General features: G+C 49.0%; 12 protein-coding genes. 7 read left to right on the forward strand and 5 right to left on the reverse strand.

Annotation, left to right across the window (positions count from 1 at the left end):
* Positions 1-356: 356 nt before the first annotated feature.
* On the reverse strand, positions 357-1,265 hold the full coding sequence (locus BGP75_RS04640; protein ID WP_076715802.1) for a TIM barrel protein: 909 nt from the start codon (positions 1,263-1,265) through the stop codon (positions 357-359).
* A gap of 250 nt (positions 1,266-1,515) precedes the next feature.
* On the opposite strand from BGP75_RS04640, the gene iolD reads away from it, so the two are divergent.
* From iolD to BGP75_RS04665, 5 genes are all read left to right on the forward strand, one after another.
* The gene (iolD, locus tag BGP75_RS04645; RefSeq protein WP_076715806.1) at positions 1,516-3,366 is read left to right on the forward strand and encodes a 3D-(3,5/4)-trihydroxycyclohexane-1,2-dione acylhydrolase (decyclizing); all 1,851 of its coding nucleotides are present in this window, start codon (positions 1,516-1,518) and stop codon (positions 3,364-3,366) included.
* 36 nt (positions 3,367-3,402) lie between these two features.
* Positions 3,403-4,575 carry a Gfo/Idh/MocA family protein gene (locus BGP75_RS04650; protein WP_076715809.1) on the forward strand — a complete coding sequence of 391 codons (1,173 nt, stop codon included), beginning with the start codon at positions 3,403-3,405 and terminating at the stop codon, positions 4,573-4,575.
* Positions 4,575-5,579 carry a 5-dehydro-2-deoxygluconokinase gene (gene iolC, locus BGP75_RS04655; protein ID WP_076716201.1) on the forward strand — a complete coding sequence of 335 codons (1,005 nt, stop codon included), beginning with the start codon at positions 4,575-4,577 and terminating at the stop codon, positions 5,577-5,579. Before BGP75_RS04650 ends, iolC begins: the two co-directional genes overlap by 1 nt.
* 86 nt (positions 5,580-5,665) lie before the next feature.
* Positions 5,666-6,511, forward strand: a complete 846-nt coding sequence (locus tag BGP75_RS04660; RefSeq protein WP_076716204.1) for a 5-deoxy-glucuronate isomerase — start codon at positions 5,666-5,668, stop codon at positions 6,509-6,511.
* A gap of 32 nt (positions 6,512-6,543) precedes the next feature.
* Positions 6,544-7,374 carry a class II fructose-bisphosphate aldolase gene (locus BGP75_RS04665; protein WP_076715811.1) on the forward strand — a complete coding sequence of 277 codons (831 nt, stop codon included), beginning with the start codon at positions 6,544-6,546 and terminating at the stop codon, positions 7,372-7,374.
* 207 nt (positions 7,375-7,581) lie between these two features.
* On the opposite strand, the gene BGP75_RS04670 is transcribed toward BGP75_RS04665, so the two are convergent.
* On the reverse strand, positions 7,582-7,773 hold the full coding sequence (locus BGP75_RS04670) for a hypothetical protein (protein WP_076715814.1): 192 nt from the start codon (positions 7,771-7,773) through the stop codon (positions 7,582-7,584).
* 252 nt (positions 7,774-8,025) lie between these two features.
* On the opposite strand from BGP75_RS04670, the gene BGP75_RS04675 reads away from it, so the two are divergent.
* Positions 8,026-8,208 carry a hypothetical protein gene (locus tag BGP75_RS04675; RefSeq protein WP_076715817.1) on the forward strand — a complete coding sequence of 61 codons (183 nt, stop codon included), beginning with the start codon at positions 8,026-8,028 and terminating at the stop codon, positions 8,206-8,208.
* Between the two features lie 102 nt (positions 8,209-8,310).
* Positions 8,311-8,970 (forward strand): GntR family transcriptional regulator, encoded by a 660-nt coding sequence (locus tag BGP75_RS04680; protein WP_076715820.1) that lies wholly within the window; start codon positions 8,311-8,313, stop codon positions 8,968-8,970.
* 91 nt (positions 8,971-9,061) lie between these two features.
* On the opposite strand, the gene BGP75_RS04685 is transcribed toward BGP75_RS04680, so the two are convergent.
* From BGP75_RS04685 to BGP75_RS04695, 3 genes are all read right to left on the reverse strand, one after another.
* Positions 9,062-10,192 carry a mandelate racemase/muconate lactonizing enzyme family protein gene (locus BGP75_RS04685; RefSeq protein ID WP_076715826.1) on the reverse strand — a complete coding sequence of 377 codons (1,131 nt, stop codon included), beginning with the start codon at positions 10,190-10,192 and terminating at the stop codon, positions 9,062-9,064.
* Positions 10,193-10,195: 3 nt separating this feature from the next.
* A complete protein-coding gene (locus tag BGP75_RS04690) occupies positions 10,196-11,314 on the reverse strand; it encodes a mandelate racemase/muconate lactonizing enzyme family protein (protein WP_158070063.1) in 1,119 nt (372 codons plus the stop codon).
* Between the two features lie 81 nt (positions 11,315-11,395).
* On the reverse strand, positions 11,396-12,973 hold the full coding sequence (locus BGP75_RS04695) for a BCCT family transporter (RefSeq protein ID WP_083704628.1): 1,578 nt from the start codon (positions 12,971-12,973) through the stop codon (positions 11,396-11,398).
* Positions 12,974-13,086: the final 113 nt, after the last annotated feature.

Genomic DNA, 13,086 nt, shown 5'->3' on the forward strand with positions numbered 1-13,086 from the left:
GTTGGGCGGAAACGGTGGTCCAGTTCATGATTCCGTCAGCATTGAACATACCGGAGTCACCGGCTACCAGGGCGAAGAAGATAAACACCAGCAGAACGCCCGAGGCGGAGCCCAGCTCGGGACGATTGAGGAGCGTCCGGGTCAGAGAGACGCTGCGTAGGCGCTCATCGGTCGCTTTTGAGTCGTTGTCTAGTGTGGTTGTCGTAGACATGGTTAAAACCTCATTGTTTTTATTATCTGTAGCGTCTGATTTTAATTGTCAGAATCTGTTTGGCGGCAGTTAATCAGGAGCCATGCCTGCTCTTAATCAAGAGCCACTTAATCGGGAGTCATATCAGCTCTTGATCAGGAGTCACTTAATCAGAAGTCATGTCAGCTCTGATCACTCGATCCTCAATAAAACATCGGCTGGCTTCTGCGTTCTCTAGCGCACTGTTGTTGGCTTTAGGGTCGACATCTTGTTCAACGGTTACCCAGCCATCGTAACTAATGTCAATCAGGGTTGAGCGTATGGCATTGAAATTTACGCAACCATCGCCTAATGGGCAGAAAATTCCTTGCGCAATTGCACTGTAAAAATCAATGGAGTTGCTAACGACCTGATGGTGAATATCAGCTTTTATGTCTTTAAAGTGCAGGTATTCCACCCGGTCGGCATAGCTTCGGATCAATTCCGCCGGATCAATCCCAGCATATTGGCAGTGGCCGGTATCGACACAGAGCTTTACCTGTTCAGGATCCAGGTCCGCCATGGCACGGTCTATTTCATCCCGGTATTCGATATAGGTTCCGGTATGGGGGTGTAGTACAGGTGTTATGTTGTACTGTTGGCAGATCTTTGACAGCTCGGTGATGGTTAGCATCATCTCATCCCACTGACTGTTCGTCAGTCGGGTGGCGTTATCTGCTTGACCTGCCTGATCCGTGCGAGGTGAGGAAACATGGTCGATGACGACCATATATTTGGCGCCTTGGGGCGCAAGTACCCGGCATGTGGCCAGAGTGTAATCGAGAATTTCCTGACAGCGGCTGGAATCATGCAGATGTTTGAAGATAGTTCCTGCAATCAATTTCAAATCAAGCGGAGCCAGTGCGGCGCTTAACTCTTGTGTGTCCGTCGGCAGGTAACCCAGCGGGCCCAATTCTGTTGCTTTGTATCCAGACTTTGATATCTCCTTGATAACATGATGATAAGGAGGATTTTCTGGATTGTCGGCAAACTCTATGCCCCAGGAGCAGGGGGCGTTTGAGAGACGGATCATCATTTTTATTATTCCTGCTGTCAGTACAAATTATCTCAGATTTTTCTATACTAATGAAAACGATTTCAATAAGTCAATCGATAATTTGGCTGATTATTAGAGGATGTGCGAAGTAAATAGTCCATTTAAGTAATTTAATTGAAAACGTTTGCAAAAGTATTTGATGAATTTTATAGTATTTCAAATCCCGACAAGGGATGGGGATGTGGCGAACTCTGAATCGTCGTATAAAAAATAAGAAAGGTAAGCATCTATGAATACTGTTCGCCTGACGCTGTCGGAGGCTTTGGTTCGTTATCTGGCTGCGCAAAAAGTTGAAATTGATGGGTGTGTTGAATCCCTGTTTGGTTGTTCCTTCGCAATATTTGGTCACGGTAACGTGACTTGTCTCGGTCAGCAGCTAAAAAATATCGAAGAGCAGATCCCTACCTGGAGAGGGCAAAATGAGCAGTCTATGGCAATGGCCGCTGTTGCCTACGCTAAGGCAAATAAGCGACGTCGTATCGGTATTGCAACTACTTCTATCGGTCCCGGTGCAACTAATATGGTGACTGCTGCGGGGATTGCGCATACCAATCGTCTACCCTTGTTAATGATTTCCGGTGATACGTATCTAAGTCGGTTACCTGATCCGGTGCTGCAACAGACTGAGCATTTTTATAATCCGTCACTAACCGTAAATGATTCGTTTAAGTCTGTAACACGTTACTGGGATCGTGTTGTCCATCCGGCACAATTGCTCCATACCCTTCCGCAGGCGTTGGATACCATGCTCGACCCAGCCAGTTGTGGACCGGTATTTCTGGGACTTCCCCAGGACGTTCAAGGTATGGTTTTTGACTATCCCGAGGTATTTTTCGCCGAGACTGTTCATCGTATTCGTCGTCCAGAACCTGAAGAGCATGCTCTGAAGCACGCTGCTGACACTTTAAAGCAGGCGAAAAGGCCACTGATTATCAGTGGCGGTGGTGTTCATTACTCTTTGGCTTGTGAGGAGTTAAAGGAACTTGCAGAGGCGCACAATATTCCAGTTGTCGAAACTATTGCAGGACGAGCAACACTGCTGCAGGAGAACCCATTGAATGGTGGTCCTATTGGGGTAACCGGATCAGATTCCGCCAATAGTCTGGCCAGAGAAGCAGATGTGGTATTGGCCATCGGTACGCGGTTACAGGATTTTACTACCGGCTCCTGGTCGGTATTTCGCAACCCCGATTTAAAGATAATCAGCATCAATGTGGCCAGGTTTGATGCCATTAAACACCGCTCAATACCCGTTATTGGGGACGCCAAGGCTTCCTTGATCAAACTCAATAAGCTGCTGAGGTCCTGGCAAGGGCCTGATGAGTGGAGTCGCAAGACTCAGGTGTTAGCTGATATCTGGAAGAATCTCTGCGCTGGTCGTAGTGCTATAGCGGAAGGTGAAACCGCATCTTATGCTCAGGTGGTGGGCGCGGTTAATCGATTGATGGCCCCGGGTGATAGCGTCCTGACGGCTGCCGGTGGGCTACCGGCTGAGTTAAATATGAATTGGCAGAACAAACAACTGGGTAAGTTCGATATTGAATTTGGATTCTCCTGTATGGGGTATGAGATAGCCGGTGGCTGGGGCGCCAAGATAGCCAATCCAGACAATGATGTGGTGGTCCTGGTGGGTGATGGTTCTTACATGATACTCAATTCTGATATCTACAGCTCTGTGCTGAGTGGTCATAAGCTTATTGTAGTGGTTTGTGATAATGGCGGGTTCGCGGTCATTAATAAGCTGCAGAATAACACCGGCAACCAGTCCTTTAACAATCTGCTGGAAGATTGCCGACGTCCCGGTGAAGAAGTCCCTCGGGTGGACTTTGCTAAACATGCTGAAGCTCAGGGAGCACTCAGCGAAAAAATCGGTTCGATGGTGGAATTTGATGCGGCTTTCGGTCGCGCCAAGGCAGCGGATCGGAGCTATGTCATTGTTGTCGATGTTGATCCACATAAATGGTCAGAGTGTGATTGTTGGTGGCAGGTCGGTTTGCCAGCGGTTAGTCGTGATAAACGAACCGCTGAGGCAGTGGCTAATTTTGAAGAAGGTCGTGGATTTCAGCGTCCAGGTGTCTAGCGTATTTTTACAGGGCATTTTTGTGAGGTTTTAGTGATGTTTAATGAAGAGATTCGTTTGCAGCACCCCATTCGCTGGGCCATGGTGGGTGGCGGGCGTGGTAGTGAAATTGGTTATGCTCATCGAACGGCTGCGGCAAGAGATAACCAGTTTCAGTTGGTGGCAGGGGCTTTTGATATTGATCCTCAACGAGGGCGGGACTTTGGCAGTAACCTTGGATTGGATCCGCAGCGTTGTTATAACGACTATAAAGAACTCTTTGAGCAGGAAGCACAACGGCAGGACGGCATTCAGGCTGTTTCCATAGCCACTCCAAATGGTACTCATTATGCAATTACCAAGGCCGCGTTGAAGGCCGGGCTTCATGTGATCTGTGAGAAACCGATCACTTTCACCGTGGCTCAAGCGCAGGAGTTAAAAGAAATAGCCCGGAAGGGGAACAGGGTTCTGGGAGTGATGTATGGATACACCGGTTTTCCGATGATCCATCAGGCCCGGGAAATGATTCGGCAGGGAGATATTGGGGCTGTCCGGGTCATCAATATGCAGTTTGCCCATGGTTTTCATAATACCGAAGTTGAAAAAAACAGTCCTGGAGCTAAGTGGCGAATGAACCCGGAGGTTTCCGGATCAGCCTATGTGCTGGGAGATGTTGGCACTCATGTTTTCTATTTATCTCAGTTAATGGCAGGTCTTGAAGTGGATGAACTCTGTTGCAGCCGCCAGAGCTTCGTTAAATCCCGTGCGCCACTGGAAGATAACGCCCACGTACTGATGCATTACAGCAATGGTGCCGTTGGGACGCTCTGGGCCAGCGGTATCAATGCCGGTTCAATGCATCAACAGAAGATTCGCATTGTTGGTGAAACTGCCAGTATTGAGTGGTGGGATGAGTACCCCAATCAACTGCGGTATGAAGTCCAGGGGGAGCCGGTAGGTATTCTGGAGCGGGGTATGGATTATTTGTATCAGCAATCAGAAGGGGTTGGCAGTCATCGTATTGGTGGTGGCCATGCAGAGGGCTTCTTTGAATCCTGGGCTAACATCTATCACCGTTTTGGTATGGCTATGGATGCGGCGGACAGGGATGATCAGGCAACACTGGCCAATCTCTGGTATCCCGATGTAGATGCCGGGATTGAAGGGGTCCGGTTGCTGGAACGTTGCGTTGAATCTGCTGATAACGGCTGCAAATGGGTGAAGTTCTGATGTCAGGGTTAGTTATTCCAAAGCAACGCCGGATCGATGCTATCTGCCTTGGGCGGGCCGGTGTTGATCTTTATGCGCTGGAAGCTGATACCGATATGGTTGAAGTCAGCGGTTTTCAGAAACAGGTGGGAGGATCTCCGGCTAACATCGCAGTAGCGCTGGCCAAACTGGGTTGTAAAGCTGGAATTATCAGTTGTGTGTCCGATGACGGTCTGGGGCGCTACGTCAGGCATTATCTTGCGCAACAGGGTGTTGATCTGCAAGGAATGCAGGTCCTGGGGGCCGGTACTCGAACCAGTCTGGCGGTGACCGAGATGAAAGCCAGTGAATGTGAAGTGGTTATCTACCGGAATAACGCGGCAGATCTTTCACTGGACATCGGCCATATCGACAGAAGCTATATTGCGGACGCCAGAGCATTGGTGATCACCGGCACAGCATTGTCTTGCAGTCCTTCTCGTGAAGCATCCTTACAAGCGATCAGCTATGCGCGGGAATCAGGAACGCTGGTGGTACTGGATATCGATTATCGGGCTTACTCCTGGTCGTCGGTTGAAGAGTCGGCTGTCTACTGTCAGATGGCTGCTGCACAGGCTGATATTCTGATCGGTAACCGGGAAGAGTTCGATGTGCTTGAAAGCCTGGTTGATCCAGACAACCGGGATGATGATCGCAGTGCAGATCGCTTTCTGGCTGCTGCTACTCAGGTGGTGGTGATTAAAGCTGGTGAGTTAGGTTCTAAGGTATACACCCGCTGGGGTGAGCAGTTTTCTCAGGGGGTTTTTCCGGTGAAGATGAAAAAACCTTTTGGCTCTGGTGACTCCTTTGCCGGGGCTCTCCTTTATGCCTTGCTGAATGGTCTTGATCTGCAATCAGGGGTGAGGATGGGCTCCGCTGCGGCTGCTATTAATGTCAGCGGAGACAGCTGCACAGAGGCTATGCCAACGCTGCCAGAGCTGGAAACTTTTATTGCCCGGCATGAACAAGAAATGGCCCTGTGCTGACAGCAACCGGCTGAATTCGCCGCATCATCGATATTTTTCGTCCTCTGTCCTGGTGACTGTGGATGATGGAACCAGAGGATAAAAGCATGGGTAAACATATTCCTGCGTACCAAAATAATAACCAACCTGTTATCAACGTTAACGATGACACGGTACCACTGATCTATTTTAATCCGCTGGTGTTGAAGCAAGGCGAAAACCATAGTTACCAATTGAATGACTATGAGTCGGTTATAGTGATGGCTGCTGGCACCTGCACTATTGTTGTTGACGGAGAAACATTTGAACATATGGGGGAGCGAACCAGTGTATGGGATGGCAATGCCGCTGCAGTTTATGCTCCTGTCGGTGCTCAGGTGGAAGTCCGTTGTGAGTCTGAAGAGGCTGATGTGCTGGTAGCCGGTGGTCGTTACGAGGAAAAGCTGGCTCCTTTTGCCATTACCCCAGAAGAGAGCGACCAGGTCCAATACGGTAGTGATGACACCAAAACCCACCGTAAGATCAAGCATATTCTGGGTCAGAAAAACGCTGATAAGCGAGGGCGCTTATTGGTGAGCGAGTTATTTACGGTGGGTGCGGGTGGTTGGTCTGGTTTTCCGGCTCATAAACACGATACAGAGCGAGGTAGCGAAGAGACTCGTTATGAGGAGGTGTATCAATTTCGTTTTAACCCCGGGCAAGGGTTTGGAGCCCAGTTTCTTTATCAACATGAAGACGATATTGGTCCTGTTTATCATGTTAAGAATGGCAGTGTGATTGCCATTGATAAGGGCTACCACCCCTGTGTGGCGGCGCCGGGTTATGAGATGTATTACTTTACCATCATTGTCGGTGAACATTCTAAGTCGTTACGCCAGCACTTTGATCCTCATCATGAATATCAAGTGCATACGATTCCCGGTATCAAAGATATGGTGGCTAAATTTAAGTAAGGGTTGTTTCACCTCTAGTAGGGAATGTTTCTATGTTGGTAAATCTGAACGATCTGCTTCCTCAGGCGGCAGGTCAAACTTATGCGGTGCCTTGCTTTAATATATTTGGCTACGAAGATGCTCGTGCCATTGTTGAGGCTGCTGAAGAGTTACGTCAACCGGTGATTCTTGCCGCTAATAAAGACATGGCCGACTTCATGGGAGTAAAGCTTCTTGCTCGAATGTTGACCGGGTTGGCTGAAGACAGCTCAGCCAAGGTCTGTGTTCATCTCGATCACACCTATGATGAGGAGATCGTTTATCAGGCGATCCATTATGGGTTTTCCTCAGTGATGTTTGATGGTTCGCAACTTCCACTGGAAGAAAATATCCGCCGTACCCGACAAGTGGTGAATGTCGCAAAGGCGGTTGGTGTTTCAGTTGAAGGTGAGATCGGGTCGGTACCCTATGAAGAAGGGCGTGATCATATCAAGTCTATTCATACGGAACCTGAACAGGCGCGGCGCTACGGACAAGAAAGTGGCCTCGATGCGATGGCTATCGCAGTGGGTAATATTCATCGTCTGACGACGCCCACTTCGGTTATTGATTATCAGCGGCTGGAATGTATTGCGGATGTGGTGGGCGATATTCCATTGGTCATCCATGGTACGACGGGCATAAAAGAAGAAGATCTGTTGAGATTAAAGCAGACCAGAGTATCAAAATTTAATATCGGTACTTCACTACGTATGGCTATGGGTAACAATCTTCGTCGACTGATGAATGAAGAGCCCGATCAGTTTGATCGCCTTTATTTTATCAAGAAAGCGATGCCCTATGTTCGAGATGATGCCCTGAGAATACTAAAGCTACTGGGCTGACTCGCTGGGGGCCAATAGCTGTAACCGAAAACTATATTGTGTTTCTGAAGTAGGATTCAGAGGGGGTTCGTGGTGTTAATGACCACTGACCTTTTAGGCTGATTCCTCCCGCTCTGTTGGCGGCTGTTTGCAGCAGCCGCGGTTTTTCTTTTCAGTGTCGTAAGCCTCGCCTGAAAGCCTGAGGTCCCAGAGGATTGCTCAAGGGCGTCAACTAAATCCCTTTTCCGTTATTCTTTGAATATGCTCAAGGACTGTCTGTGTCAGACCCGCATCAACTGCTTGCTCTGCAGTCATTCCCAGCGGTTGAAGGATTTTATTCTGGTACCAGTAAAGTGCCGCATCAGAAGGGATGTTCATCTTCTTTTCTATCGCATTCAGTACTTCCGTTTTTTCACTCATTTCGTAATCTCTGCGTGGCCTGCCTCAGTTTATTTATGCTCTCAACTTTTGTTGTTATAAACTGTAGTACCGTCGAGATAATTTTCCTTGATTTTACAGGGAAAATTTCAGGGGCCTGGCAACGATGCAGGTTCCCTTGTTCAGAATATCGGTACTTGCTTCAGAATATAGGCACTTGCAGTCATCTCCGTAGTATTTTCCCTCAACGATAGGGTAGAGTTTGCATTTTGTCGCTTAGGGTAGAAATAGACTATGTCCATTCGGGTTAAATTCGAGATAGAAAAAGAAGTGAAGCACAGTGTTCGATATAAGGAAGTTGTCGAGGATGGTCGAGCGCCGGTTGTAGGGTCAATTTATGTTCAAAAATGGTTTGCAGGGGATGCTAAGGAACTGACAGTAACCATTGAGAAAGAATCTGATACTGCCCAGCCGTAAATGATTGCCCAAGGGCAGGGTGATTTTCTGCCGTTATAGCGCGGTAGTTTTGATACAATTGTCGATCAATCTGACAACTCCAATCGGACTTTTTTCTTTTAGATGAAAAAATCAGAAATAATTAATAAACGCAGCCTGGAGGATCAGGCTGCGGACTTGCTTCGTCAGGATATTACCAATGGTGATCTGACTCCGGGGACCCGACTGATCGAGACAGCGCTCGCAAAAGAATATGGGTTATCTCGGGGAACCATTCGTATTGCGCTACATCAACTGGGCTCGGAAGGGCTGGTTACTCAGGTTCCCTATGCGGGGTGGTCTGTTTCCAGTTTGGATGATCAGGATATCTGGGAACTCTATACCTTGCGAGCTACATTGGAAGGAATGGCTGCCCGGCTGGCTGCCGGAAAAATCTGTGATCAAGGTATCAGTCGGCTACAGCTCTCATTTCAACGGCTGTTAGCTCTTTGTCAAGGAGATGACTTGCAGGCGATAACCCGGGCAGACCTGGATCTTCACAGAACGATCATCGATTTATCGGGCCATAAGCGTTTGGCTCAGCAATATCGTTTGGTTGAAAACCAGTTTCTAGCCTATATAGCAGCCGCTAACCGTACCTTTGATCCGCATCTGGTTGGCAAAAGCCATCAGGCATTGGTAACGGCTATCTGCAACGGTGATGGTGAGTTGGCTGAAGAGGAAGCGGTTAAGAACATCACGGGTTTTGAGCAATTACAGGAAGAACTGACCCTCCATAGCTGATCCCATACAAAACACTGGAAGTGATCTGGGAGCTGATCTGCTTAGGTTTTAAGCTTGGTTCGTTTATCGCTGGTACGGACGGGTCGGCAGCTTAGCTGACCCGGTAGCGCTCAATGGTTTTCTGGTTGAGATTGATACCAAGACCTGGTGTTTCCGGCACGGATAACATTCCCTGTGGATCGATCTGCAGGTTCTCCTCGGTTAATTCCCAGCGTAACAAAGAGCTGGACGTGGAAAACTCCGCCCATTCTTCAGTTTCATGCTGTGCCAGGAAGTGTAGATTGCTGGCCAGGGTCAGATCGGTATTCCAACCGTGGGGGACCAGTCGGCAATCACGCTCTGTAGCCATTTCAGCAATCTTCTGGAGTCCGGTAAAGCCACCTACCCAGCTGATATCCGGCTGAGCAATCTGGATCTTCCCTTCATCAAACATTGATTCCCATTCGGCAGGGGCGGTCAGGCCTGTGTCACCAGCTCCAATGGCAATCCCGCAGTTACTGAGCCGTCGATGCTGATGGATGGCATCTAGAGGAAAAGGAGCCTCCAGCCAGTGTACATTGCAATCTCTGAGGGCTGGTAGTAGTGGTTCCAGTTCCTCATAGTGACTAAAGCTGGCAGTGGCATCCAGCATTAACTGCATGTCTGGACCGACATGTTTACGGGCTGCCTGCAGCAACTCAATAGCGAGATCAGTCTGCTCCCGCCAAAAGGGATCGATGGCAATTTTCAGCGCTTTAACCGGGTATGCGAGTCCGATGTCGATGGAGCGTCGCACTTCATCTGTTGTACATCCGAGCGGATAAATTGTGGTATAGGCTGGTAACTTTTTTCGTTGGACAGATCCCAGCAGTTGGTGTACCGGTTTACCTTCCAGTTTTCCAAGTATGTCCCAGAGAGCGATATCCACTCCGCTGATTGCATGCATAACCACACCACGACGGCCACAGTAGCTGGTTTGGTGGTACATCTTATGCCATAGTTGGCAAATATCAGTGGGGTCTTCACCCAGCAGAATGGACTTAAGACCCATTAGCGTATTGATCCGGGGTGGAGCTTCGACGATCGCTTTAATCACGGAGGGAAGACTATCCACTTCAGATGTTCCGGTGATTCCAGCATCAGTTGAGACCTGTACCAGACAACCGTTATTTGTCGGATCCAGATCGAGTTTTCGTCTGCCAGGTACTCTGAGTTCAATGACTTCAATATTGGTGATTTTCATTCGCTATCCACCGATCTGATATTGCCAGATCGCCTGTTTATCTATCTGCGACCAGTTCATTTCAATTCCGAGTCCGGCTCCAGCAGGGGCCTTAGCGATGCCATCTTCAGTACGAATCGGGGTCAGACAAAAGGCTTCATGGCTGGCTTGGGGAACGGGTTGCTCAAAGTAGGTTGCATTAGGAATGGACAGCATCAGATGCAGATTGGCAGCCTGTGTTGGGGTATAGCCCCAGGATTGCAGTTCCAGCGGTAAGTCATGGGTCTGGGCCAGCGCTGCGATTGTACGAGTAGCAGTGAAGCCTCCTGCGTAGGTAACATCTGTTCTTAGGGCATCCCAGGACCGTTGTTCTATTCCAAGGGTCATTAACCCGGGTGATAACAGTGTATTACCTGCTGGAAGTATCGGTACTCTGGTGTGTCGACGTAGCTCCGCGTAACCCGCGAGGTCTGTATCGACCATGGGGGCTTCGAGCCAGATACAATTCATCCGCTCCAGTCTTTTGGCAATCACCAGGGCATCCTGCCGGCTATAGCGTTCTTCCAGATCGATCATAAAGGCCAGATCATGACCAAATGTTCTGTCAATGGTGTCCAGCAGCGCCAAGTCTTGATCCAGATCGCACCAGACATGAAACTTTACGGTATTAAAGCCCTGCTGTTGTAAGTTATGGACAAAGTCTACATAGGCTGTCGTAGTATCCAGAAACGGGGTGCTTGCATAGGAACGGATATGATCCCGGCTACCTCCAAGTAACTGGTAAAGAGGCAGATCCATGGCTTTGGCTTTCAGGTCCCATAATGCGATATCTATGGCCGATTGAGGCTTAGGTGTCATACTGTTGTAGCGTGTCATTAAATGGCCCCAGATTGCGTCAGTGTCCCAGGCGTTAACACCGATCAAATCCGCTAGTAAAGGCTTCAGTGCTGCGCCCGGAGCCTCGTCGAAACAGTGCTCCGAATAGGTGGTGATTCCAGCCATGCCCTCCAGTCCGCAGCGAGTTTTCAGTCGAAGCAGGGTCAGGGTTTCATAGACCTCGCCCATATCTGCTGCCAGCCGGCAGCGAGTTACGTCAGGGCCAACGACGAATAACTCAGCGCTATTGATTACAAGTTCTTTCATCAACAGATTCCACTCTTTATAGATGTCTGAATGAGTTTTGGACGACAATCTTTGTTGCATCAGACTGCCGTCCTGGCAGGCCTACTGAGCAGTGGCTACAGAGGAGGCAGTCAGGGTGGGTGGAGTTTCACTGCTGGAGGTTCCAACAGCAGGAATTCCATGGCGTTCGTCATGATGTAACCAGCGAACAAGTGATATAGCCATAATTGTTGTGATAAACAGTTGCGGTAGGGCCAGTGTAATCGCTGCTGTCTGCAATGCTTTTAAACCTCCGACAAACATCAGGCTCAATGGCAAACCGGCCAAAGCAAAAGCCCAGAATAATCGTTGCCAGCGAGCTGGATGCTCATCTTCCTGAAGTTCGGTGGTGGCGACTGCGGCCATGGTGTAGGCAGCAGAGTCAAATTGAGTTGCCAGAAAGATAAGAGCCAGGATACAGAACAGTGGCAATACGATGGTGGATAACGGCAAAGAGTTAATCACCGCGATGATTGCTGCGGGCGCTCCATTGTCGTTGAGCAGGCTGGTGACCGATAGAATATCGTTCAGCTCCAGGTGCATGGCATAGTTGCCTAACGCACCGAAGTAGGCCCAGCAACCCAGACTGCCAAAAACCAGCATACCAGTGATGACTTGACGGATGGTGCGACCACGAGAGATCTTGGCTACAAATAACCCCATAAAAGGTCCGTAAGCGATCCACCAGGCCCAGTAAAAGATAGTCCAACCCTCAGGAAAACCGGAATTGGTAATGGGATCAGTCCAGAAGTTCATCTGGATAAAGTTCTGGAACATCAATCCAAGACCGTTGGTGGTGGTTTTAAGAATAAATAAGGTAGGACCTGCCACGACAATGAAAACAAGCAGTGCAATCGCCAGCCAGACGTTGATATCGCTTAGGATTTTGATGCCTTTTTTCAGGCCGGAATAGGCACTGATTCCGAAGATGACGGTGCACAGAAGCATGACAAAAATGCTCAGACCAAACGAGTTCTCAATACTGAATACTTCACTGAGACCGGCAGCAACCATCGGAGTACCCAAACCAAGGCTGGTTCCGACACCTCCCAGCAGACCGAACATAAAAAGAATATCAATCACTCGACCCAGCGGGCCGCGGGCGTGTTTTCCCAATACGCCTTCGCAGGCCGCGCTTAACTTAAGGGTTGGCTGTTTGCGTACATGGTAGAGATAGGCCAGGGGGATGGCAGGTACACCATAAAAGGCCCAGGCAGTAATACCCCAATGGAACATGCCATAAGTTGCGGCCCATTCGGCAGCTTTATCTGAGTTGGCTTCCAGGCCCAGAGGAGGGGATTGCAGGTAATAGGCCCACTCGATGGTGCCCCAATAAAGAATACCGGAACCGATTCCTGCGCAAAACAGCATACCTGCCCAACTAAAGGAGGTGAACTCTTGCTGGTCTTCCGGGCTTCCCAGCTTTACTGCTCCGAATCGGCTCATAGCCAGCCATAGCAGCAGGCCGACAGCGGCAATACCTCCCCAAAGATAAAGTATGCCAAACTTTGAAGTCATCACTCCAAATGCGGCGTTTATAAAATCATTCGCCTGCTCTTGCATAACCAGCAATGGAACACAGATGCCGAGAAGAACCACTAGTGTGGCGCTAAAGGTCGGCCAATCAGTACGGACGCCCATTGTATATACCTCTTTTTTTGTTTTATTCGGTGGCGATCTGAAAAGCTGTGTATTCATCATCGCCTTCGATGGGATCTCATTCAGAGATTCTGAACTTTAGCATGTTTTTGTAG

The sequence above is a fragment of the Motiliproteus sp. MSK22-1 genome (assembly GCF_001968815.1).
Taxonomy (GTDB): Bacteria; Pseudomonadota; Gammaproteobacteria; order Pseudomonadales; family Balneatricaceae; genus Motiliproteus.

Coding starts and splice junctions, on each gene's coding strand:
- BGP75_RS04640 (WP_076715802.1), bottom strand. CDS start 1,265: ATGATGATCCGTCTCTCAAACGCCCCCTGCTCCTGGGGCATAGAGTTT.
- iolD (WP_076715806.1), top strand. CDS start 1,516: ATGAATACTGTTCGCCTGACGCTGTCGGAGGCTTTGGTTCGTTATCTG.
- BGP75_RS04650 (WP_076715809.1), top strand. CDS start 3,403: ATGTTTAATGAAGAGATTCGTTTGCAGCACCCCATTCGCTGGGCCATG.
- iolC (WP_076716201.1), top strand. CDS start 4,575: ATGTCAGGGTTAGTTATTCCAAAGCAACGCCGGATCGATGCTATCTGC.
- BGP75_RS04660 (WP_076716204.1), top strand. CDS start 5,666: ATGGGTAAACATATTCCTGCGTACCAAAATAATAACCAACCTGTTATC.
- BGP75_RS04665 (WP_076715811.1), top strand. CDS start 6,544: ATGTTGGTAAATCTGAACGATCTGCTTCCTCAGGCGGCAGGTCAAACT.
- BGP75_RS04670 (WP_076715814.1), bottom strand. CDS start 7,773: ATGAGTGAAAAAACGGAAGTACTGAATGCGATAGAAAAGAAGATGAAC.
- BGP75_RS04675 (WP_076715817.1), top strand. CDS start 8,026: ATGTCCATTCGGGTTAAATTCGAGATAGAAAAAGAAGTGAAGCACAGT.
- BGP75_RS04680 (WP_076715820.1), top strand. CDS start 8,311: ATGAAAAAATCAGAAATAATTAATAAACGCAGCCTGGAGGATCAGGCT.
- BGP75_RS04685 (WP_076715826.1), bottom strand. CDS start 10,192: ATGAAAATCACCAATATTGAAGTCATTGAACTCAGAGTACCTGGCAGA.
- BGP75_RS04690 (WP_158070063.1), bottom strand. CDS start 11,314: ATGAAAGAACTTGTAATCAATAGCGCTGAGTTATTCGTCGTTGGCCCT.
- BGP75_RS04695 (WP_083704628.1), bottom strand. CDS start 12,973: ATGGGCGTCCGTACTGATTGGCCGACCTTTAGCGCCACACTAGTGGTT.